Source organism: Pseudomonas sp. KH_021 (assembly GCF_057838865.1).
This window is the reverse complement of the sequence record NZ_CM174477.1, coordinates 5611660-5633498: the sequence shown is the minus strand read 5'-3', so window position 1 is coordinate 5633498 and position 21839 is coordinate 5611660. Positions and strand designations below refer to the sequence as shown.

At 61.7% G+C, this 21839-nt stretch carries 15 protein-coding genes and 1 pseudogene; 5 read left to right on the top strand and 11 right to left on the bottom strand.

The window, feature by feature from the left end:
• Positions 1–30 precede the first annotated feature (30 nt).
• The 10 genes and pseudogenes from fis to AC3IX4_RS25930 all read right to left on the bottom strand — a co-directional run.
• Complete coding sequence (gene fis, locus AC3IX4_RS25975; RefSeq protein WP_003186237.1) at positions 31–351, bottom strand: DNA-binding transcriptional regulator Fis; 321 nt, start codon at positions 349–351, stop codon at positions 31–33.
• Positions 348–1358 carry a tRNA dihydrouridine synthase DusB gene (gene dusB / locus AC3IX4_RS25970; protein WP_489258161.1) on the bottom strand — a complete coding sequence of 337 codons (1011 nt, stop codon included), beginning with the start codon at positions 1356–1358 and terminating at the stop codon, positions 348–350. The genes fis and dusB overlap by 4 nt, the downstream gene beginning before the upstream one ends.
• 186 nt (positions 1359–1544) lie before the next feature.
• Entirely contained in the window at positions 1545–2849 is a 1305-nt protein-coding gene (locus tag AC3IX4_RS25965; RefSeq protein WP_489258160.1) for a DUF3426 domain-containing protein, read from the bottom strand.
• Positions 2850–2889: 40 nt separating this feature from the next.
• On the bottom strand, positions 2890–3768 hold the full coding sequence (gene prmA, locus AC3IX4_RS25960; protein WP_489258159.1) for a 50S ribosomal protein L11 methyltransferase: 879 nt from the start codon (positions 3766–3768) through the stop codon (positions 2890–2892).
• Positions 3769–3970: 202 nt separating this feature from the next.
• Positions 3971–5332: an acetyl-CoA carboxylase biotin carboxylase subunit gene (gene accC / locus AC3IX4_RS25955; protein WP_489258158.1), complete on the bottom strand. Its 1362-nt coding sequence runs from the start codon at positions 5330–5332 to the stop codon at positions 3971–3973.
• A gap of 17 nt (positions 5333–5349) precedes the next feature.
• The gene (accB, locus tag AC3IX4_RS25950) at positions 5350–5808 is read right to left on the bottom strand and encodes an acetyl-CoA carboxylase biotin carboxyl carrier protein (protein WP_489258157.1); all 459 of its coding nucleotides are present in this window, start codon (positions 5806–5808) and stop codon (positions 5350–5352) included.
• A gap of 91 nt (positions 5809–5899) precedes the next feature.
• Complete coding sequence (gene aroQ / locus AC3IX4_RS25945; protein WP_489258156.1) at positions 5900–6352, bottom strand: type II 3-dehydroquinate dehydratase; 453 nt, start codon at positions 6350–6352, stop codon at positions 5900–5902.
• Positions 6353–6527: 175 nt separating this feature from the next.
• A complete protein-coding gene (locus AC3IX4_RS25940; protein WP_489258155.1) occupies positions 6528–8324 on the bottom strand; it encodes a protein-disulfide reductase DsbD in 1797 nt (598 codons plus the stop codon).
• Between the two features lie 108 nt (positions 8325–8432).
• Complete coding sequence (locus AC3IX4_RS25935) at positions 8433–9161, bottom strand: methyl-accepting chemotaxis protein (protein ID WP_489261372.1); 729 nt, start codon at positions 9159–9161, stop codon at positions 8433–8435.
• 1361 nt (positions 9162–10522) lie between these two features.
• Positions 10523–10799: pseudogene (locus tag AC3IX4_RS25930) on the bottom strand (response regulator); the annotation flags it as partial.
• Positions 10800–10940: 141 nt separating this feature from the next.
• Between AC3IX4_RS25930 and AC3IX4_RS25925 the strand changes: the two are divergent.
• The 4 genes from AC3IX4_RS25925 to speA all read left to right on the top strand — a co-directional run bounded on the left by AC3IX4_RS25925 (position 10941) and on the right by speA (position 15217).
• On the top strand, positions 10941–12014 hold the full coding sequence (locus tag AC3IX4_RS25925) for a DUF2333 family protein (protein WP_489258154.1): 1074 nt from the start codon (positions 10941–10943) through the stop codon (positions 12012–12014).
• Positions 12015–12017: 3 nt separating this feature from the next.
• A complete protein-coding gene (locus tag AC3IX4_RS25920; RefSeq protein WP_489258153.1) occupies positions 12018–12554 on the top strand; it encodes an NUDIX hydrolase in 537 nt (178 codons plus the stop codon).
• A 179-nt stretch (positions 12555–12733) separates the two neighbouring features.
• Positions 12734–13105 carry a translation initiation factor Sui1 gene (locus AC3IX4_RS25915; protein WP_489258152.1) on the top strand — a complete coding sequence of 124 codons (372 nt, stop codon included), beginning with the start codon at positions 12734–12736 and terminating at the stop codon, positions 13103–13105.
• A 198-nt stretch (positions 13106–13303) separates the two neighbouring features.
• On the top strand, positions 13304–15217 hold the full coding sequence (gene speA / locus AC3IX4_RS25910; protein ID WP_489258151.1) for an arginine decarboxylase: 1914 nt from the start codon (positions 13304–13306) through the stop codon (positions 15215–15217).
• Between the two features lie 176 nt (positions 15218–15393).
• On the opposite strand, the gene AC3IX4_RS25905 is transcribed toward speA, so the two are convergent.
• Positions 15394–16731: an MATE family efflux transporter gene (locus AC3IX4_RS25905; RefSeq protein WP_489258150.1), complete on the bottom strand. Its 1338-nt coding sequence runs from the start codon at positions 16729–16731 to the stop codon at positions 15394–15396.
• A gap of 109 nt (positions 16732–16840) precedes the next feature.
• Between AC3IX4_RS25905 and AC3IX4_RS25900 the strand changes: the two genes are divergently transcribed.
• Positions 16841–21751 (top strand): alpha-2-macroglobulin family protein, encoded by a 4911-nt coding sequence (locus AC3IX4_RS25900; RefSeq protein WP_489258149.1) that lies wholly within the window; start codon positions 16841–16843, stop codon positions 21749–21751.
• The last annotated feature ends 88 nt before the right edge of the window (positions 21752–21839 follow it).

Below are 21839 nucleotides of genomic sequence, written 5' to 3'. Positions count from 1 at the left end.
GGAGCCGCCTTTTCTGGTTTGAATGCATGCTTACAGCAGATCGTACTGCTTGAGTTTCTTGCGCAAGGTGCCCCGATTCAGGCCCAGCAGTTCGCTGGCCTTGGTCTGGTTGCCCTTGACGTAGTTCATTACGCTTTCAAGCAAGGGAGCCTCGACTTCGGAGAGCACCAGGTTGTACACGTCCGTGACTGCAGCGCCCTCCAGGTGGGCGAAATAATTGTGCAGCGCCTTCTCGACACTCCCGCGCAGGGTCTGACCCTCTTCGCTCGGCGTGTTCAGGTGCTGTTTCAAATTGACGTTGTCGCTCACGGGTGTTGTTCCACTCACTAAAGTCTCGGTCATCATCGTCATGCGGCCACCCCATCTCCGTCCCTTGCCAGGCTCTCGGTACGTTCGCGAAAAAAGCTGCGAACGTCGGCGCACTGCGCTTGGGTATCTTCCAGTCGATTGAACTGGGTGCGAAATTCTCTAGCCCCTGGCAGGGTGGCCAGATACCAGCCGACATGCTTGCGGGCAATACGTACGCCCATCACATCGCCGTAGAAGACGTGCAGTGCGGCCAGGTGTTCCAACAGAATTCGTTCTACTTCTTCCAACTGCGGCGGCGGCAATAGCTCGCCGGTGCGCAGGTAATGCTCGATCTCGCGAAAGATCCATGGTCGCCCCTGGGCGGCCCGGCCAATCAACAGGCCATCGGCACCGGTGGCTTGCAGCACCTGCCGGGCTTTGTGCGCAGAGTCGATGTCGCCGTTGGCAAAGACCGGGATCGACACCGACTGCTTGATAGCGGCGATGGTGTCGTACTCAGCTTCACCGGTGTACAGGTCGGCTCGGGTCCTGCCATGGACGGCCAGCGCTTGAATGCCGGCTTGTTCGGCGATTTTTGCCACCGTGATGCCGTTCTTGTTCGAACGGTCCCAGCCGGTGCGGATCTTCAGCGTGACCGGCACATCGACTGCGTCAACCACGGCGTGCAGGATTTCGCGCACCAGGTCTTCATCTTTCAATAAAGCAGAGCCTGCAGCCTTGTTGCAGACTTTTTTCGCAGGGCAGCCCATATTGATATCAATGATCTGGGCTCCCGACTCGACATTGGCCCGGGCCGCAGCGGCCAGCATCTGGGCATCACCACCGGCGATCTGTACCGAGCGCGGCTCGGGATCGCCTTCGTGGATCATGCGCAGACGCGATTTGCGGCTGTTCCACAGACTCATGTCGCTTGTCACCATTTCCGAGACCACCAGGCCTGCGCCCAGTCGTCGGCACAACTGACGAAATGGTTGGTCCGTGACCCCGGCCATTGGGGCGAGGATCAAGGCGTTTTGCAATGTATATGGGCCGATGCGTACCGCCGACATAGGTGTTCCCTGTTGTGGGGCCGGATCATTGGAGTTCGAAAAAGGGTTGGCATGATACCCGCTCTCGATGACTGGATAAAGGTCGATTTGGATAAAATCTGAACAGCTGGGGCCTAATGACCCAAGGTTCAATGGCCAGAAGCTGGCGCCGAAATGCCGGCGTCAGCGCTTGGCGCGGCGCACAGATTACTCCGGAGAGCGGAAACTGAGGCTGTAATTGACGGCTTTGGCACCCGGATCGAGGATATCCAGCGCAATGTGGATCGGGGTCTGTGGCGGCATTTCGGCCTTGCCGGCCAATTCGCCACTCAAATATTCGCCCGGCTTGAACCGACGACTGGCAATCAATTGGCCGTTAAGGTCGGCAAAACGCAGCTCAAGCAACGGAAACGGTTGGGAAAAAGTGGCGCGGTTATAAATGATCGCATCGACGATCAGTGCGCCCTTGAAGTCCGGGTGGCTGCGAACGACCAGATTGCTGCTCTTGATCTGGCTGATATCGACCTTGGAGGGCACCTTGCACCCAAGCGCTGGGCAGAGTTGCTGGAACCAGGGGCGGTATTGGTCCTGTCGCGCCAGCTCATCAAAATGATACCAAATGTATTGCCCGGCCAAGGCCGCCGCGGCGACCAGCACCAGGATGAGCCACAGCAGCCGCTTGCCCCAGGACGTCCGACGCCTTTGCCATTCGAGCTGCAAGGGGTCGTCCATCAGATCGGAGAGGCCTTCGTTACTCAGGCCCGGCTCATTGCGCGCGCCTTTGCCGTGACGGTTTTGCAGCGGTGGATCGCGCCGAACGGGTTCATCGTCCTGCTCATCGAGCGGGTCTCGCGCTGTCAGGCGCTCACGGCTCGATGTGCGCGGCAACGGCTTTTCGACCGCTGGCAATGGGGGAGTGCGTTCTTCATCCAGATCGTCTTCAAGATCCAGTGACGGCGACGGCTCGGTTCGCTCAAAGCGTGCCGGCTCAGGTTCGTCGATGGCGATGGGTTCGATGGTCGGAGGCTGAAGTTCGGGCTCGTCGTGCTCAGGTTCGTCGTTGGCTGAACCGAACAAGCCACCCGCCAGGGGCGGCTCATCAATATCGTGGACGTCGCGCTGCGCGCTCAAGGACTCTTCACGCGCAGGATGCGGCTGGCCAAAATCGGTGATTGGCTGGATTTCCCGCTGCTCGAGCCTGGCCAGTTCCCCATCCAGATCGAGTTTGTCCAGGTCGAGGTTATCCAGGTCCAGTTCGGCAGGTGACCATTCGCGCTGGCTGATCGGTGCTGGCGGCTCGCTGGTCGTGGGCGCCTCGGCTACGGGTGGCGCAGGTGGCTGCGCCGCTTGGGGTTGCTGGGCGGCGCTCTGTTCGAGCAGCTGGCGCGCGGCATTGAACACCTGCAGGCAGGCGCCACAACGCACCACTCCGCGCGCCACACTCAACTGAGTATGGCTGACGCGAAAGCTGGTCTGGCAATGGGGGCACTGAGTGACGAAACTGTCGGTCATGCGGCAATCCGGGTTGGACAGAGGACCATTCTAGGCGCTCTTAGCGACGGCGACCACTGATGCGTACCCAGCCGTCACGCACGGCAATCGGGTCCAGGTCGAAGTCGGCGGCATACGCGGCTGCGACTTCTTCGCCTTGCTCGGCCAGGATCCCGGAGAGCGCCAGGCGGCCGCCGGATTTGACCAGCCCAGACAGCTGCGGGGCAAGCGAGACCAGCGGGCCGGCCAGAATGTTGGCGACCAGCACATCGGCTTGCATGGCTGGCATGTCTTGCGGCAGATAGAGCGGGAAACGCTCCTTGGCGATGCCGTTGCGCCCGGCGTTGTCACGCGAAGCTTCCAGCGCCTGCACGTCGATGTCGGTACCGACCGCTAGGCGCGCGCCCAGCAACAAGGCGGCGATGGCGAGGATGCCGGATCCACAGCCGAAGTCCAGGACTTCGCAGTCGTTCAGGTCCTGGCCGTCGAGCCATTCCAGGCACAAGGCGGTGGTGGGGTGCGTGCCAGTGCCAAAGGCCAGGCCCGGATCGAGCAACAGGTTCACAGCTTCGGGTTCCGGCGCGGCGTGCCAGCTCGGTACGATCCACAACCGCTGGCCAAAGCGCATGGGCTGGAAGTTATCCATCCAGCTGCGTTCCCAGTCCTGATCCTCGACCACTTCGACCTGATGCTCGGGCAGCTCGGTGCCGGTCAGCAGTTGCAGGTGCGCGAGCACCTGTTCGGGCTGGGCGTCGGCCTCGAACAGGGCCAGCAGGTGAGTGTGCGACCACAGCGGAGTGGTGTTCAGGTCCGGTTCGAAAATCGGCTGGTCTTCGGCGTCCATAAAGGTTACGGACACGGCGCCGACTTCCAGCAAGGCGTCTTCGTAGGTTTCGGCTTGTTCCGGGCTGATAGCCAGACGTACTTGCAGCCAAGGCATGGCGGGCACCTTTGAAAATAAACGGAGCGCAGCCCTGGGCTGCGAGAAGCTCGCCAGTTTACTTGAGGTGGAGGGGAAACACGACAGGGGGTTGTAGGAGCCAGCCTTGGCTGCGATGAACGCGCCGCGGTTCATCGCGGGTAAACCCGGCTCCTACCGAGCCGGAGTTACCCTCGAACAGCATTACATCGTTACCGCAGAATCACTCCTGGCTAGCCAGTTTGTGTTCCAGGTAATGGATGTTGACGCCGCCTTTGATGAAGGCTTCATCGCGAACCAGTTCACGGTGCAGCGGGACGTTGGTCTTGATCCCGTCAACCACGATTTCGTCCAGGGCATTGCGCATGCGGCCCATGGCTTCGTTGCGGTCCTTGCCGTGAGTGATCAGCTTGCCGATCAGCGAATCGTAGTTCGGTGGTACCGAATAGCCACTGTACAGGTGCGAGTCGACGCGAACGCCGTTGCCGCCTGGGGCGTGGAAATGCTTGACGGTGCCAGGGCTTGGAATGAACTTCTTCGGGTCTTCAGCGTTGATCCGGCATTCAAAGGCGTGGCCACGGAAAATGACGTCTTCCTGGGAGAACGACAGCTTGTTGCCAGCGGCGATGCTCAGCATCTCCTTGACGATGTCGATGCCCGTGATCATTTCCGTGATCGGGTGCTCTACCTGAATACGGGTGTTCATCTCGATGAAGTAGAAGCCGCCGTTCTCGTAGAGGAACTCGAACGTACCGGCGCCACGGTAGCCGATGTCGACGCACGCCTTGACGCAACGAGCGAAGACTTCCTGGCGGGCTTTCTCATCGATGCCCGGTGCCGGTGCTTCTTCCATCACCTTCTGGTGGCGGCGCTGCAAGGAGCAGTCGCGGTCGCCCAGGTGAACGGCGTTGCCCTGGCCATCGGAAAGCACCTGGATTTCCACGTGACGTGGGTTGGTCAGGAACTTCTCCAGGTACACCATCGGGTTGCCGAACGCAGCACCGGCTTCGGTACGGGTCAGCTTGGCCGAGGCGATCAGGTCTTCTTCCTTGTGCACCACGCGCATGCCACGACCACCGCCGCCGCCAGCGGCCTTGATGATCACGGGGTAGCCGACTTCGCGGCCAATACGCAGGGCTTCTTCTTCGTCTTCAGGCAGTGGGCCGTCGGAACCCGGCACAGTCGGAACGCCTGCTTTGATCATTGCGTCCTTGGCCGATACCTTGTCGCCCATCAGGCGAATGGTGTCGGCTTTCGGGCCGATGAAGGCAAAGCCGGATTTCTCGACCTGCTCGGCGAAGTCGGCGTTTTCTGCGAGGAAGCCGTAGCCCGGGTGGATCGCCGTGGCGCCAGTGACTTCGGCTGCCGCGATGATGGCCGGGATGTGCAGGTAGGATTGAGCGGCTTGCGCGGGACCTATGCACACCGACTCGTCAGCCAAGCCCAGGTGCATCAGGTCTTTGTCAGCCTTGGAGTAAACGGCGACGGTCTTGATGCCCATCTCTTTGCAGGCACGCAGGATCCGCAAGGCGATTTCACCGCGGTTGGCGATCAGAACTTTTTCCAACTTCGCAGGTTTCAACATCGTTAACTCTCCGCGGTTCAAACGATGGTGAACAGCGGCTGGTCGAACTCAACCGGCTGGCCGTCTTCTACCAGGATGGACTCGATCACGCCGCTGCTTTCGGCTTCGATGTGGTTCATCATTTTCATCGCTTCAACGATGCACAGGGTGTCGCCTTTCTTCACGCTCTGGCCAACTTCAACGAAGGCAGGGGAGCTAGGCGAGGCCTTGCGGTAGAAAGTGCCGACCATTGGCGAACGGGCAACGTTGCCGTTCAGTTTTGGTGCGGACGGTGCTTCAGCAACTGGGGCAGCGGCGGCCGGAGCAGCAGCGACAGGTGCCGGTGCAGCCATTGGAACCGGTGCGTAGTACTGCTGGGCAGGGGTTTTGCTATGGCGGCTGATCCGTACGGATTCTTCGCCTTCTTTGATCTCGAGCTCGTCGATGCCGGACTCTTCCAGCAGTTCGATTAGTTTCTTGACTTTACGAATATCCATTAATCATCAACTCCCAAGGGTCGGTCAGGGGTATGTAAGCGCTGTCTTCAAGCGATTGCATGCGCCTCGTCTTGCGACCAGGCGCCTATATTTAGGGTTTTGCAGCTGCAGCCAGTTGTTCCAGGGCCGCCTCCAGGGCGAGCCGGTAACCGCTGGCGCCCAGGCCGCAAATCACTCCTACGGCGACATCCGAAAAGTAGGAGTGGTGGCGAAAAGGTTCGCGCTTGTGCACGTTGGATAAATGCACTTCGATGAATGGGATGCTCACAGCCAGCAATGCGTCACGTAATGCGACGCTTGTATGCGTAAAAGCTGCCGGATTAATCAGAATGAAGTCGACGCCTTCGTCACGCGCGGCGTGAATGCGGTCGATCAGTTCGTACTCTGCATTGCTTTGCAGGTACTGCAGGTGGTGGCCAGCGGCGCGAGCGCGCTGCTCCAGGTCCTGATTGATCTGGGCCAGGGTCACGGCACCGTAGACACCCGGTTCGCGGGTGCCGAGCAGGTTGAGGTTGGGGCCGTGAAGCACCAGTAGCGTTGCCATCTGCGTTGTCCTTTCTCGAGTCTGGGCTGAGTTCAATGCGGGCGACTATGCCGCAAGGGTTGCCCACTGTCCAGTTTGCTGCAATAGCCAGCACGATGCCCGAGGATTGCGCGAAATTTATGACCGAATAATTAAATCTGGTCATCAAGGCCGCCTTTTTCGGCGGCCTGGGAAGTTATAGACGCAGATCGCGTCTTGCGCTCTTCAGTCGCTCTGCAAATTCGACGGCGTTTATCTCGCCAACGACCCGAACCTGCTTCAGTTCGTCGCCGTTCGCCGCAAAGAACATAATGGCGGGCGGGCCGAACAGTTTGTAGCGGTCCAGCAGGGCGCGCTGCTCGGCGTTGCTTTCAGTGATGTCGAAACGCACCAGCCGGTAGTCGTTCAACTGAGGCACCACGGACGGTGCAGTGAGCACTTCCTTCTCGATCACCTTGCAACTGATGCACCAGTCGGCGTACCAGTCGAGCAGTACCGGCTGCCCTGCGTTTTTGGCCTCCAGCAAGGCGCGGTCGAGCTCAGCGGGCGTGGTGATGGTCTGCCAGTCGCCATGAGGCGCCTGGGGGCTGGAGCTGTTGCTGGCCATCAACGCAGTACGGCCCAGGGGCTCGAAGGGGTCAGTTTTGCCGCTCAGGCCGCCATACCAGCAGGCCAGGGCGTAGAACATCAACATCAGGCCCAGCACCTGTGCCAAGCGCTGGCGGGTGCTCTTGAGGGTGAACTCCAGTGCGCCGAGAAACACGCCGACCCCTGCGGCCAGCAAGCCCACCAGCAGCAGCGTGACCTGGCCTGGGAGCACTCGGCTAAGCAAGCCGATGGCCAAGCCCAGCAACAGCACACCGATGGCATTTTTGACGGTGCCCAGCCAAGGCCCGCTCTTGGGCAGCCAGGCCGCGCCGCCCGTGGCAACGACTAGCAGCGGGGCGCCCATGCCAAGCCCTAGGCTGAACAGCTTGAGTGCGCCACCGGCCGCATCGCCGCTGGCACTGATATACAGCAGCGCGCCCGCCAAAGGTGCCGATACGCAGGGCGAAACCAGAAGGCTTGAAACCACGCCCAAAATGGCGGCGCCCACCAGCGACCCCCCTTTGGTCTTGTGGGCCATGCGGTCCAGTCGCGAGCTGATCGAGTGGGGCAGCTTGAGCTCGAACAAGCCGAACATGGCCAGGGCGAACACGACGAAAAAGAATGCAAAGGGCACCAGCACCCAGACCGATTGCAGGCGTGCCTGCAGGTTCAGCTGGGCACCGAACAGGCCCATCAATGCACCCAGCAAGGCGAAGCAACCTGCCATCGGCAGCACATAGGCCAGCGACAGGCTGAAGCCGCGCCAGCCACCCACCTGGCCACGCAGCACCACGCCGGACAAGATCGGCAGCATCGGCAGCACGCACGGCGTGAAGGTCAGGCCCAGCCCTGCCAGGAAGAACAGCGCCATCTCCTTCCAGCTCCAACCGCTGGGGATGGGCACGGCACCCGCCATGGCCACTGGCGTGGCGATCGGGTCGCCCTCGATGTTCAATCGCTCAGTTTCCGGCGGATAGCACAAGCCCTTGTCGGCGCAGCCCTGATAGGTCACGACCAGCGTAAAGGCCCGGTTGTCATTCTTGGGACGGGGGATTTCGACGTCGAGGATGCCGTAGTACACCTCGACATCGCCGAAGAACTCGTCGTGCTTCTTTTCGCCCTGAGGCAATTGTGCAGGGCCGAGCACCACGTCGACCGGGTCGCTGCGAAACTGGAAGCGGTGGCGATAGAGGTAATAGCCGTCGGTGGCGACAAAGCGCAACTTGAGGGTCTCGGGGGTGCTGTCGACCAGGCTGAGCTTGAATGCTTCGCGCACCGGCAAAAAGTCGCTGCTGTTATTCAGCGCGGCGCCGCCGAAGATCGCATTGGGGCGATTGTCGAGCAGGCCAGCACCAACGGCAGGCAGGGTGAAGAGCAGAAACAGCAGGCAAAGCAGGCGGCGCATGGCAATCTCGCGAAGCTGGGGTGTGGGCATCATAGCGAACTGAGCCGCGCCGTGCAGAGCGCGACCCGCGATGCCCATCTTTAGTGCGCCAGGATTAAGAGCCGGTTATCAGACCCGAAATGCCCGCACCGCCGTGCGCAGTTCACCGCCCAGCGCCAGCAGTTGCTCGCCTTGCTCGCGACCTTCGCCGATGCGCTGAAGATTGCCTTCGCCCAATTCATGGATGCGCTCGCTGTGGTCGCGGATCTCGCTCACTGCGCCACTTTGCTGGGCCGTCACGTAGGCGATGCGCTCGGCGGTGGCGGCGATGGTCTGGATGGCCGCGACGATTTCATCCAGCGCGCCATCCGCGGCCTGTGCCTGGCTGGCCGTGGCTTCAGCGTGCCCGACCTGGGCGCGCATGCCTTCCACCGAGTGACGGGCCGCTTGCTGCAGATTGGCGATCAGGGTCTGGATCTCGCCGGTGGCACCGGCGGTGCGCTGGGCCAGCGAGCGGACTTCCTCGGCCACCACGGCAAAGCCTCGGCCCATCTCGCCGGCCCGGGCCGCTTCGATGGCCGCATTCAAGGCCAGCAGATTGGTTTGGTCGGCAATCGAGCGGATAACCGTCAGCACACCGCCGATGGTCGCGGACTCTTCGGCCAGCCGCTCGATCATCTGGGCATTGCTCTGCACCTCACCGACCAAGGCATGCAGCCCGGTCAGGCTCTGGCCGATAACCGCCTGGCCCTGCTCGACCGCGCGGCCGGCATCACGACTGGCGTCGGCGGCCTGGCTGGCATCGCCGGCCACTTGCTGGATGGTTGCCTCTAACTCGCCCAAGGAATCGCGAATCATGCCGGTGTCGCCCGCCTGGCGTTCGGCATCCTCGTGCAGGCCGCTGCTCAGGTCGGCCAGGGTACGGCTGCTGCCGGCCACGCCTTCGGCGTTGTGGCGAATGGTGCCGACCAGATCCACCAGGTAGGCGCGCAAGCGGTTGAGGGATTCTTCGATGTCGTGCAGCTCGCGGTTGGTCTTGCCGAGCGTGATGGGGTTGCTGAAATCGCCCTCTGCCCAGGTCGAGAGCGCTGGGGCCAGGCGGGTCAGCACGCGGGCCAGGCGCCGTTGCAGGGTATCGATCAACAGCGCGATCAGCAGAATCAGGCCAATAATGATGCCCTGCAGGATGCGCACTTCGCCCTGAATGCGGCCATGCTCGCTGCGCACGGCCGGTTCAAGATCGGCGATGGCGGTCTGCACGCGGGCGATTTCCTTGTGGGTGCGTTCGGCCAACGCGGCGCGGCGTTCGATCTGCTCGCGAGTGCGGCTGAGTTCGGCCGGGTAGCGTGTCAGCAGGCTGCTCAGCTCGCGCTTCAAGTCCACGCCCTTATCCTGGGCGTCGACCTTGGCTTCGGTCTGAAGGCCCATCATCGAAGCAAAGTCGTCGGTGTTGCTTTCGTTGTTGCTGGCCACACCCAGCAACGGCAGCGCCTGCAAAGCGTCGGCCTGAGTGGCAATGGCGGACAGCTCACGTTCGACATCCACGGCCAGCTCGCCACGACCGCTGCTGACCAGCTTGTCACGTGCCAGCGACAGGCGTGCCAGATGCTGCGCGGCGTTCAGCAGGGGGGCTTGATAGAGCGCGGCATCGCTGCCGGTGCCAGCGCTTGCGTAGTGCGCCAGTTGTTCAAGGTTGGCACCCAGTTCGCGCTCGGCTTGCAACAGCAAGGCCTGGGGGTCGCCGGCCAGCTTGCCGGCCGCCAGCAGGTCAGTGGTGCTGAACGCGTTCAGTTGGGTCAGGCTGGGGCGCAGGGTGTCGGCCAAAGGTTGCGGCAGTTCGCCCAGTTCCCGCTCCAGTTTGGCCAGGTTCTGTACCGCCTCGCTGTGGCGCAGGGCATCGCCGCTGCTCAGATAGTCTTCGACATTGCGAGCGACCTGATTCTGGAATTGCTGGGACAGCCCCAGGTAGCGCTCCATCAGCAGATAAGGGCGGTCCAGCGCTTGCTGCGACCACCACAGCGTGGCGCCCAGGGCAAGGCAAACTGTGACCAGCAGGAAGGTATTGAAATTGGTGAGCAGCTTCAGGCGCATACGCGGTATCTACTTACGACCGAGTGTAAGTGTTTGAAGATATTGCGTTTTTATGACGGGGTTATGACGGGGATGACCGAAATCCAAGAAAGCTGGCCAATTGCCTTGTGCTACTGTGCGACGCCTTTGGCAAATTCTTCACCGCCGTAATGGCCGATACAGTCGGTTTTGAGCAGGCGCTGCTTGAGGAACATGGCAATCCGACTTCAGATGACGGGCGCGGCCGGCACGGTTGCGCACGGTGGTAATCAAATGGCGCGGCTTGATCGGCTTGGTCAGGAAGTCGTCACCGCCTTCGCTCATGGCATCAAGCTGTTTGTCCAGATCGTCTTCGGCGGACAAGTAGATGATCGGTACGCTGACATAGCGCTCGTTATGGCGGATGACCTTGGCCAGTTCCGCGCCTGCCCATGCTTGCTTTATAGTGCAGGTGGGCGGCGCAATCCGTAGTGATGCCACGCGCAAAAATGCTCGTGCAGCACAGGCACGATGCAACGGGCTTGCGGTCGAATCCCCCTGAATTGACGTTATCGAAAGGACATAGCCATGCTGGACTGGAAAAACCGCACAGGCAATGCGCAACCGCGTGAACGAGTCGATGCACGAAGTGCCGGTGCGCGCAGCTACTTCACGGGGCTGCTGTTCAGCCGCGCGCTGGGAACGCTGCTGTTTCTTTACTTGCTGGTTGCCGCGCTGGTGGGGTGGTACTGGAGCCGCGAACCGGACTTGTTTCCGGTGCAACAGAATGCCCAGGCTGCCGCCGAGCGTGATCAGCGCCAGATGGTGGTCGGTTTTACCACGGTCGAAACCCTCAAGACCGTAGCCGGTACCTTGCTGCACAACCCCGGCGGCTATATTTCCAACGACCGCTTCCCGCCAGGCCTGTGGATGGACAATATGCCGAGCTGGGAATACGGCGTGCTGGTTCAGGTGCGTGACCTGAGCCGCGCCCTGCGCAAGGATTTTGCCCGCTCCCAGTCGCAATCCGCCGAAGACGCGGACCTGGCCAAGGCTGAGCCGCGCTTTAACTTCGATAACAAGAGCTGGGTCCTGCCTTCGAGCGAATCGGAGTATCAGGAAGGCATCAATTCGCTGACGCGCTATCAACTGCGGTTGTCGGCGCCTGATCAAAAGAACGCGCTGTTTTATGCGCGGGCCGACAACCTCAACAACTGGCTGGGTGATGTGGCCACGCGCCTGGGTTCGTTGTCCCAGCGCCTGTCGGCAAGCGTTGGCCGGGTCAAGCTCAACTCCACCCTGAAGACTGAAAGCATCGTCCCAGGCCAGGTGCCGCAGGTCGATGAAGAAGTGGTCGAGACCCCATGGCTACAAATCGACAACGTCTTCTATGAGGCTCGAGGCCAGGCGTGGGCGCTGTCGCACCTGCTGCGTGCCATTGAGGTGGACTTCGCCGATGTACTGGCCAAGAAGAACGCGACGGTCAGCGTGCGGCAGATCATTCGCGAGCTGGAAGCTTCGCAGGAGCCGCTGTGGAGCCCGATGGTACTCAACGGTAGCGGCTTTGGCGTCTGGGCGAACCACTCGCTGGTCATGGCCAACTATATTTCCCGGGCCAACGCTGCAGTGATCGATCTGCGCCAACTGCTCTCGCAAGGTTGAATCATGGCCGTCACTCCTGAGGAGGCCGCGCACCGCGCCGCCTCCGATGCCGAAACCATTGCTTGGGTCGATGAACACGACCAGCCACTGGGTGCCTTGCCCCGCGCACAGTTGCGTGAGCAAAACCTCATCGGGCGGGGCACTTATATTTTGCTGTTCAATTCTGCCGGTGAGTTGTGCGTACATCGGCGGACCTTGAGCAAGGCGATTTACCCAGGTTACTGGGATGTGGCAGCCGGAGGCATGGTCCAGGCCGATGAAAGCTACGCTGAATCGGCGGCCCGTGAGCTGGAAGAAGAACTGGGCGTTGCGGGGGTCGAGTTGACCGCGCACGAACGGTTCTTTTTCGATCAGCCTGGCAACCGACTCTGGTGTGCGGTGTTCTCGGCGGTCTGGGATGGGCCGTTGCGGCTTCAACCTGAAGAGGTCAGTGAGGCCCGGTTTTTGCCGGTCGCAGAGGCCTTGAAGGACAGCCAGAGCAACCCGTATTGCCCCGATTCGCTGGCGGCATTGAACCGATTTATCGCCAGTCGTCCATAACGTCGCGATTGCTGAGTAAAATGGCGCAGTTGTGTACTTAGCAAGCGACGCTTTTGCCGTTACACTGCGCGGCCTTTTTAAACCGAAGCCTCACCGCTTCGGTTGCGCTGCCCCTGCCAGAGTGGGGCTTCGCGGTCGGTCCCCACCGACCAGTTTTTGTCCTCCCAAGAGGATCAAAAGTGGCCAAGAAAGCCGCCTCCTTCGCCGCCCTCGGTGGCCTGGTGTTCTCCACCGACGCTGGCCGGCATTGCCCGGACTGCAGTCAACCCATAGATGCCTGCATCTGCAAGAAAACGCTCATTCCCGAAGGGGATGGCATCGCCCGTGTGCGCCGCGAAAGCAAAGGTCGTGGCGGCAAGACGGTGACCACCATCAGCGGCGTGCCGCTGCCTGAAGCCGAACTCAAGGAACTGGCCAGTACGCTCAAGCGTCGCTGCGGAACCGGCGGTGCGCTCAAGGATGGCGTCATCGAGATCCAGGGCGACCACGTCGAGCTGCTTCTGGCAGAGCTGGTCAAACAGGGTTTCAAAGCCAAGAAGTCCGGCGGCTGATCCGCCTCGCCTGCACAAGTCTCACCGATGCTTTACACGGTCATGACCGTGTGAAGCGGTGTCTTTTGCTGGCGGACTTCTAAACTCATGTCCGTGGTCGGGGTCTACTCCGGCAGGCGGAGAATTGTCATTTTCATTCTCTACACTGCGCCATCCCGCTTGGCCGGTGTTTTTTGACTTTATTGATAGGGGACTTCGATGTCCGTACGACGCACACGCAAAGACGATGGCAGCCAATGGACAGTTGCGGACAGCCGCAGTGTTTACGGGATTCGCCATTGGGGGGCCGGGTATTTCGCGATCAACGAGGCCGGACGCGTGGAAGTGCGCCCGAACGGCCCGAAAAGCGCCCCGATCGATCTGTACGAGCAGGTCGATGAGCTGCGCCAGAGCGGCCTGTCGCTGCCCTTGCTGGTTCGCTTCCCGGACATTCTGCAAGACCGTGTGCGCCAATTGACCGGTGCTTTCGATGCCAACATCGCGCGCCTTGAGTACCAGAGCCAATACACCGCGCTGTACCCGATCAAGGTCAACCAGCAGGAAGCGGTGGTGGAAAACATCATCGCCACCCAAAACGTTTCCATCGGCCTTGAAGCCGGTTCCAAGCCTGAGCTGCTGGCGGTGCTGGCGCTGGCGCCCAAGGGCGGCACCATCGTTTGCAACGGCTACAAGGACCGCGAGTTCATTCGCCTGGCACTGATGGGCCAGAAGCTGGGCCATAACGTCTTTATCGTGATCGAGAAAGAGTCGGAAGTGGCGCTGGTGATCGAAGAGGCGGCTGAGCTTAAGGTCAAGCCACAGGTTGGCCTGCGCGTGCGCCTGTCGTCGCTGGCGTCGAGCAAGTGGGCTGACACCGGTGGCGAGAAATCCAAGTTCGGTCTTTCTGCGGCCCAGCTGATTTCAGTGGTCCAGCGCTTTCGCGATGCCGGCCTTGACCAGGGCATCCGCCTGTTGCACTTCCACATGGGCTCGCAAATCGCCAACCTTGCCGATTACCAGCACGGCTTCAAGGAAGCGATTCGTTACTACGGCGAACTGCGCGCCTTGAACCTGCCGGTCGACCATATCGACGTCGGCGGTGGCCTGGGTGTGGACTACGACGGTACTCACTCGCGCAACGCCAGCTCGATCAACTACGACATGGACGACTACGCCGGTGTCGTGGTCGGTATGCTCAAGGAATTCTGCGACGCCCAAGGCTTGCCGCACCCGCATATTTTCTCCGAAAGCGGTCGCTCGCTGACCGCCCACCACGCCGTGCTGGTGGTGCAGGTGACTGACGTCGAGAAGCACAACGACGAAGTCCCGGTGATCGAGAACAAGGAAAACCTGCCAGAGACCGTCCAGTGGCTGGCCGACCTGCTGGGCCCGACCGATATCGAGATGGTCACCGAGACTTACTGGCGCGCCACTCACTACATGAGCGACGTGGCTGCCCAGTATGCCGACGGCAAGATCACCCTGGCAGAAAAGGCCTTGGCCGAGCAGTGCTACTTTGCCGTTTGCCGACGCCTGCACAACTCGTTGAAGGCTCGCCAGCGCTCGCACCGCCAAGTGCTGGACGAACTCAACGACAAGCTGGCCGACAAGTACATCTGCAACTTCTCGGTGTTCCAGAGCCTGCCGGACACCTGGGCCATCGGCCAGGTACTGCCGATCTTGCCGCTGCACCGTCTGGACGAAGAGCCAATGCGCCGTGCTGTACTGCAGGATTTGACCTGCGACTCGGACGGCAAGATCAACCAGTACGTCGATGAGCAAAGCATCGAGACCAGCCTGCCGGTGCACGCGATGAAGGAGGGCGAGGACTACCTGCTGGGGATCTTCCTGGTCGGTGCCTACCAGGAAATCCTGGGTGACATGCACAACCTGTTCGGCGACACCGACTCGGTGAACATCTACCAGAACCTGGATGGCAGCGTGTACCACGCCGGTATCGAGACCCACGACACCATCGAAGACATGCTGCGCTACGTGCACCTGTCGCCGGAAGAGTTGATGACTCACTACCGCGACAAATGCGCCAGCGCCAAGATCACCGCCCGCGAACGCACCCAGTTCCTGGATGCACTGCGGTTGGGGCTGACCCGCTCTTCGTACCTGTCGTCGTGATTGCACTGTAGCCGCTGCCGATAGGCTGCGATGCGGCCCGTCAGGGGCGCCAACGCGGATCTCAAGATCCCGCGCCCGCTCTGCGGTCGATCGCAGCCTAACGGCAGCGGCTACAGCGATCGCAGCCTAACGGCAGCGGCTACAGCGATCGCAGCCTCTCGGCAGCGGCTACAGGTTTACCGAATCCAGGCATCCTGGCGCTGCAAGCGCCAGCCGATCGCCCCCAGCGTTACGGCCCTCAGGGCCATGAACAGCAGAAACCCCAGCCACAGCCCATGGTTGCCCAGGCCACTGGCGGCATAGGCCAACGGCAAGGCAATGGCCACGCTGATCAGCATGCCATTGCGCATCTCCCGCGCCTTTGTTGCGCCAATGAACAACCCGTCAAGCAAGTAACTCCACACCGCAATCACGGGCAGCAGCGCCAGATACGGCAGGTACTGGTAAGCCGTTTCGCGCACCGATGCGATGCTGGTTTGCAAATCGATAAACAGGTGCCCGCCAAGCAGGAACAGCACGGCAAACACCACACTGCACAGCAATGACCAACCCGCCGCGACGTTCAGCGAGCGCCGCAAGGCGAGCCGGTCGCGCGCACCGATGGCGTGTCCGCACAGGGCTTCGACGGCATGGGCCAGACCGTCCAAGGCATGGGCAGTCAACAGCAGGCCATTGAGCAGCAGTGCGTTGGCGGCCACTGTCGCGTCCCCCAGCCGTGCACCCTGGACCGTGATCAGGAAAAACACCGTCTGCAAGGCCAGGCTGCGGATAAAGATGTCGCGGTTGACGCTCAGCAGTGGGCGCCAGCTTTGCCAGGTCGCCAAAGCCGCCCACAGCATCTGGCCGGGACGTGCACGCAGGGCCGGGCGGGTCATGGCCAGGCCTAGCAGCGCGGCGCTCCACTCGGCAATCACCGAAGCCCGCGCCGAACCGACCACGCCCCAGTCAAGGCCAAGCACGAACCACAGGTTGAGGATGATATTGAGCACATTGGTGGTCAGCAGAATCGCCAGTGGCGCCCGTGCGTTCTGTGTACCCAGAAACCAGCCCACCAGGGCAAAGCTTGCCAGCGCCGCGGGCAAACCGAGCAACCGAGTCTGGAAGAAGTCGTGGGTGGTTTGCGCAAGCTCCGCCGAGGGCTGCATGAAGCTCAGCGCCAAATGACTGAAGGGCAAGGCCAGCACGCCGATCAACAACGCAAACAGCATTGCCAGCAACAAGCCCTGGACCAACACCTGGCGCAAGCCCGCACCATCGTTGCGACCGACCGCCTGGGCGGCAAAACCGGTCGAGCCCATGCGCAGAAAACCCATGGCCCAGGCCAAAAAACTGTAGAGGCTGGCGCCGACCGCCACCGCGCCCAATTGATGGGCATGGGGCAGGTGGCCAACGACGGCACTGTCGACCAGCGCCACCATCGGCACGGAAATATTGGACAGAATCATCGGCGCGGCCAGGGCCCAGACCTTGCGGTGAGTCGGGCGGTCGCGCCAGTCTTGTGCGAATAGGGACATGCGGGCTCCTTGAGAGCCGGCATTGTACCGGCAGCGATGGGCCTTGGCCGTCAATCCGAAGACGACCTATAGTTCAACCCTTCAGAGTCTCCTGCCCAAGAGTGTTTCCATGTTGAACAAAGGATTGTGGCTGGCTTGTGCCTTGGCGCTGCTCAGCGCCTGTGATTCATCGACCGGCGACAAGCCAGATCCTGCGCCAACGCCTGTGGAAAAGCCCGCGCAGACCGCACAGCCTGTGGTCAAACCCGTTCAGGATGTGGCGGCCTTGGCCCAGCGTTATGCCGGGCGCGAACTGAGCGTGGCGGACGTTTCCGAAGTGCAACTGGACGGGGCCAGCACCTTGTCGGTGTCGTTCTCGGTGCCTCTGGACCCGCAGCAAAATGTCGCTGACAAGTTGCACCTGGTCGACACCGTGAATGGCAAGGTCGATGGCGCATGGGAGCTCTCCGATAACCTGATGGAGCTGCGCCTTCGTCATCTTGAACCCAAGCGCAAACTGGTGCTGACCATCGACGCCGGCGTGCGGGCGGTCAACGGCCAGCAACTGGCCAGTGAATACGTCAGCCGCCTGGAAACCCGCGACCTTGAGCCCAGCATCGGCTTTGCCAGCCGCGGTTCGTTGTTGCCCACTCGACTGGCTGAAGGTCTGCCGGTCATCGCCCTGAACGTGGCCAAGGTCGATGTCGAGTTCTTTCGTATCAAGCCCGAATCCTTGCCAGCCTTTCTCAGCCAGTGGGGGCGCAACAGTAGCCTGCAGAGTTATGAGTCCCGTGACCTGTTGCCGATGGCAGAGCTGGTCTACGGTGGACGTTTTGACTTGAACCCTGCACGCAACACCCGCGAAACAGTGCTGTTGCCCATCGCCGGTCTCAAGCCTTTGCAGCAACCCGGCGTGTACCTGGCCGTGATGCGTGCCTCGGGCACCTACGGTTATTCGCAGCCGGCAACGCTGTTTACCTTGAGCGATATCGGCGTCTCAGTGCACCGCTATCGCAATCGCCTGGACGTTTTCACCCAGGCGCTCGAGGGCGGCAAGGCCATGGAAGGTGTTGCGCTTGAAGTGCTGGATGGCAATGGCCGAGTACTGGCCCAGGCCAAGACCGAGCAGGGTGGCCATGCGCAGCTTTCGTTGCCTGCCAAGGCCGAGGTGCTGGTGGCCCAGCAGGGTGAACAAACCACGTTGCTGCGATTGAATACCGCCGCATTGGATTTGGCCGAGTTCGACATCACGGGGCCGCAGGCGCACCCGTTGCAATTTTTCGTGTTTGGCCCGCGTGACCTTTATCGCCCCGGTGAAACGGTGCTGCTCAATGCGCTGCTGCGTGACAACGATGGCCGTGCCCTCAAACCCCAGCCGGTCAACGTCGAAGTCCGTCGGCCAGACGAGCAGGTCAGCCGCAAGTTTGTCTGGGAGGCAGATGCCAGCGGGCTCTATCAATATCCCCTGGAGCTGTCGGCCGAAGCCCCCACCGGTCGCTGGCAATTGGTGTTCGACCTGGGCGACGGCAAGCCACAGCTGTACGAGTTCCAGGTCGAGGATTTTCTGCCTGAACGCCTGGCCCTGGAGCTCAAGGGCAGCGACACCCCGATCAGCCCGGATCAGAGCGTAGAGATCGATGTCACCGGCCGCTATCTTTATGGTGCGCCGGCCTCGGGTAATCGCCTGAGCGGGCAGGCGTATGTGCGCCCCCTGCGCGAGGCGGTTGAGGCGCTGCCGGGCTATCAGTTCGGCTCGGTCACCGAAGAACAGTTGAGCCAGGATCTGGAGCTGGATGAAACCACTCTCGATAATGCCGGCAAGGCAACCCTGTCGATCGAGAGCAAATGGGCCGAAGCGCGCTCGCCGCTGGAATTGATCGTCCAGGCCAGTTTGCAGGAGTCCGGTGGACGGCCGATCACCCGGCGCTTCAACCAGCCTATCTGGCCAGCGGACCGGCTGCCGGGTGTGCGTGGTTTGTTCACGGGCGAAGAAACCGACGGTGATGCCCAGGCCGAGTTCGAATTGCTGGTGGCTGACAAGGACGGCCACAAACTGGCCGCCGACAACCTCAAGGTGCGGCTGGTGCGCGAGCGGCGCGACTATTACTGGAACTACTCCGACAACGACGGCTGGAGCTACAACTTCAACGAGAAGTACCTGACTTTGAGTGAGCAGACGTTGAACATCGCAGGCGGCGAAACGGCCAAGGTCAGCTTCCCGGTAGAGTGGGGGCCGTACCGCGTCGAAGTCGAAGACCCGCAGACCGGCTTGGTCAGCAGCTTGCGCTTCTGGGCGGGCTACCGCGCCCAGGACAACGCTGAAGGCGGCGCAGTACGCCCCGATCAGGTCAAGTTGGCGCTGGATAAACCGGTTTATGCCGATGGCGACACCGCTAACGTGACGGTCACCCCGCCTGCGGCGGGCAAAGGCTATCTGCTGGTCGAGTCCAGCGAGGGGCCATTGTGGTGGCAGGAAATCGACGTGCCGGCCGAAGGCAAGCAATTTGCGGTCAAGCTCGACCCGAAATGGCTGCGCCACGACCTGTATTTCAGCGCCCTGGTGATTCGCCCCGGCGAGCGCAAGGCCAACACCACGCCCAAGCGGGCGGTCGGGGTGCTGCATCTGCCGCTGGACCGTGCCGAGCGAAAACTGGCGTTGACGGTCAGCGCACCCGAAAAAATGCGACCCAAGCAACCCCTCAAGGTCAAGGTGCAGGCGCGCAATGCCGACGGCAGTGTGCCCAGCCAGGTGCATGTGCTAGTGGCGGCGGTTGATGTGGGCATCCTCAACATCACCGACTACAAGACTCCAGACCCGTTTGCCAGCCTGTTCGGGCGCAAGGCCTATGGTGCTGACCAACTGGATATCTATGGGCAATTGATCGAGGCCGGGCAGGGGCGTCTGGCCAGCCTGGCCTTTGGCGGTGACGCGGGCCTGGCCAAGGGCGGCAAGCGCCCGGACACCAGCATCACCATCGTCGCCCTGCAAAGTGCGCCGGTCGCCTTGAACGAGCAGGGCGAGGGTGAGGTCAGCCTGGACATACCCGACTTCAACGGCGAGTTGCGACTGATGGCCCAGGCTTGGACGGACGAGCGCTATGGCATGGCCGAAGCCAAGACGGTGATTGCCGCACCGCTGATTGCCGAGCTTTCAGCGCCGCGCTTTTTGGCCGGCGGTGACCAGACCACATTGGCGTTGGATCTTTCGAACCTGTCTGGCAAGGCGCAAACCCTCAAGGTGCAACTGGCGGTAGACGGCCAGTTGACGCTGCTCGGCGCTACCGATCAAAGCGTGACCTTGAGCGAAGGCCAGCGCACCACCTTGAAAATTCCCGTGCAGGCCCTGGGCGGGCTTGGTCAGGGCCGCGTCAGGGTGCAGGTCGACGGCCTTGATCTGCCGGGCGAGTCATTGAACGCCTTCAGCCGCGAGTGGACCTTGGGCGTGCGCCCGGCCTACCCGGCACAGCTCAAGCACTATCGCGTGGTGCTCAAGGACCAGCCGTGGCAACTGCCAGCGGGTGACCTGGAGCAATTTGAGCCCGCCGGTCGTGAAGCTTTGCTGGCCCTGTCGAGCCGCCCGCCCTTGAACCTGGGCGAGCAGATTCGTGCGCTCAAGGCGTACCCCTATGGTTGCTCGGAGCAGACCACCAGCGGGCTTTATCCTTCCCTGTACGCCGACTCGGCCACCCTCAAGCGCCTGGGCCTTGAAGGCGAGCCTGCAAATGTACGGCAACGCAAGATCGAGCTGGGCATCGAGCGTCTGCTGGGCATGCAGCGCTACAACGGCAGCTTCGGGCTGTGGAGCGCGGACGGCGAAGAAGAATATTGGCTGACCGCCTACGTCACCGACTTTTTGCTGCGCGCTCGCGAGCAGGGTTTCGCGGTGCCGGCCGAGGCCTTGAAAAAAGCCAGCGAGCGGCTGTTGCGCTATGTGCAGGAGCGCAACCTGATCGAAGTCAGCTACAGCGAGAACGCCGAGCACACCCGCTTCGCCGTGCAGGCTTATGCGGGCCTGGTGTTGGCCCGCAGCCAACAGGCGCCACTGGGCGCGCTGCGCAGCCTGTTTGAACGACGCGCCGATGCCCGCTCCGGTCTGCCATTGGTACAACTGTCCATTGCGCTGCAGAAAATGGGCGATCAGCCGCGCGCCGATCAGGCGATGCAGGCTGGGCTGGTGGCAGCGCGCCAAGGCAATGAATGGCTGGCGGACTATGGCAGCCCGTTGCGCGATCAAGCGCTGATACTGGCGCTGCTGCAAGAGAACGATCTGGCTGCTGGGCAACGAGAGCAGCGCTTGTTCGAGCTGTCTGATCAACTGGCCGCCAGCCGGTGGCTTTCGACGCAGGAACGCAATGCATTGTTTCTGGCGGGGCGCGGTTTTCTTGGCAAACCCGAGGTGCCTTGGCAAGCGCAGTTCTCCAGCGCCAACGAGACGCGCGAGCTCAGCAATGCGCAACCGGGACTGAAACTGGAAGGGCCGCTGCTCGCCTCACCCTTAAGCGTGCGCAACCTTGGCAGCGAAACCCTGTACCAGCAGATGACGCTCTCGGGTTATCCACAGCAGGCGCCGACTGCGGGGGGTGAAAACCTGAGCATTCGTCGCGACTATCTGGGGCTGGATGGCCGGGCGCTGAACCTCAAGGCGATCAACAGTGGCGACTTGGTGCTGGTGCATCTGGCCGTCACCGCTAAACAGCGGGTACCGGATGCACTGGTGGTGGACTTGCTGCCAGCCGGGTTGGAGTTGGAAAACCAAAACCTGGCCCAGAGCGCCGCCAGCCTGGACAACGCCGGCAGCCATGTGAAGGAATGGCGTGACGCGATGCAGAACGCCAACCTGCAGCATCAAGAGTTTCGTGACGACCGCTACGTGGCAGCCTTGAACCTGGACGGATACGGCACCACGCACCTGCTGTACCTGGCCCGCGCCGTGACACCGGGCACCTACAAAGTGCCGCCGCCGCAGGTGGAATCAATGTATCGGCCCAACTGGCAGGCCCTGGGTGAGACACCCCCCAGCCTGGTCATCAAACCCCGGTAGGAGCCGGGCTCGCCGGAATGCCGGACCACCGTGTCGCCTTCATCGCGAGCAAGCTCAGCTCCTACCGGGGCGGTGGTGTTTGTAGGAG

Excerpts from the sequence above, each read along its gene's own strand:
- dusB (WP_489258161.1), bottom strand. The coding sequence starts at position 1,358 with ATGTCGGCGGTACGCATCGGCCCATATACATTGCAAAACGCCTTGATC.
- AC3IX4_RS25935 (WP_489261372.1), bottom strand. The coding sequence starts at position 9,161 with ATGATTCGCGATTCCTTGGGCGAGTTAGAGGCAACCATCCAGCAAGTG.
- AC3IX4_RS25925 (WP_489258154.1), top strand. The coding sequence starts at position 10,941 with ATGCTGGACTGGAAAAACCGCACAGGCAATGCGCAACCGCGTGAACGA.
- aroQ (WP_489258156.1), bottom strand. The coding sequence starts at position 6,352 with ATGGCAACGCTACTGGTGCTTCACGGCCCCAACCTCAACCTGCTCGGC.
- AC3IX4_RS25965 (WP_489258160.1), bottom strand. The coding sequence starts at position 2,849 with ATGACCGACAGTTTCGTCACTCAGTGCCCCCATTGCCAGACCAGCTTT.
- prmA (WP_489258159.1), bottom strand. The coding sequence starts at position 3,768 with ATGCCTTGGCTGCAAGTACGTCTGGCTATCAGCCCGGAACAAGCCGAA.
- accC (WP_489258158.1), bottom strand. The coding sequence starts at position 5,332 with ATGTTGAAACCTGCGAAGTTGGAAAAAGTTCTGATCGCCAACCGCGGT.
- accB (WP_489258157.1), bottom strand. The coding sequence starts at position 5,808 with ATGGATATTCGTAAAGTCAAGAAACTAATCGAACTGCTGGAAGAGTCC.
- speA (WP_489258151.1), top strand. The coding sequence starts at position 13,304 with ATGTCCGTACGACGCACACGCAAAGACGATGGCAGCCAATGGACAGTT.
- fis (WP_003186237.1), bottom strand. The coding sequence starts at position 351 with ATGACGATGATGACCGAGACTTTAGTGAGTGGAACAACACCCGTGAGC.
- AC3IX4_RS25920 (WP_489258153.1), top strand. The coding sequence starts at position 12,018 with ATGGCCGTCACTCCTGAGGAGGCCGCGCACCGCGCCGCCTCCGATGCC.
- AC3IX4_RS25905 (WP_489258150.1), bottom strand. The coding sequence starts at position 16,731 with ATGTCCCTATTCGCACAAGACTGGCGCGACCGCCCGACTCACCGCAAG.
- AC3IX4_RS25900 (WP_489258149.1), top strand. The coding sequence starts at position 16,841 with ATGTTGAACAAAGGATTGTGGCTGGCTTGTGCCTTGGCGCTGCTCAGC.
- AC3IX4_RS25940 (WP_489258155.1), bottom strand. The coding sequence starts at position 8,324 with ATGCGCCGCCTGCTTTGCCTGCTGTTTCTGCTCTTCACCCTGCCTGCC.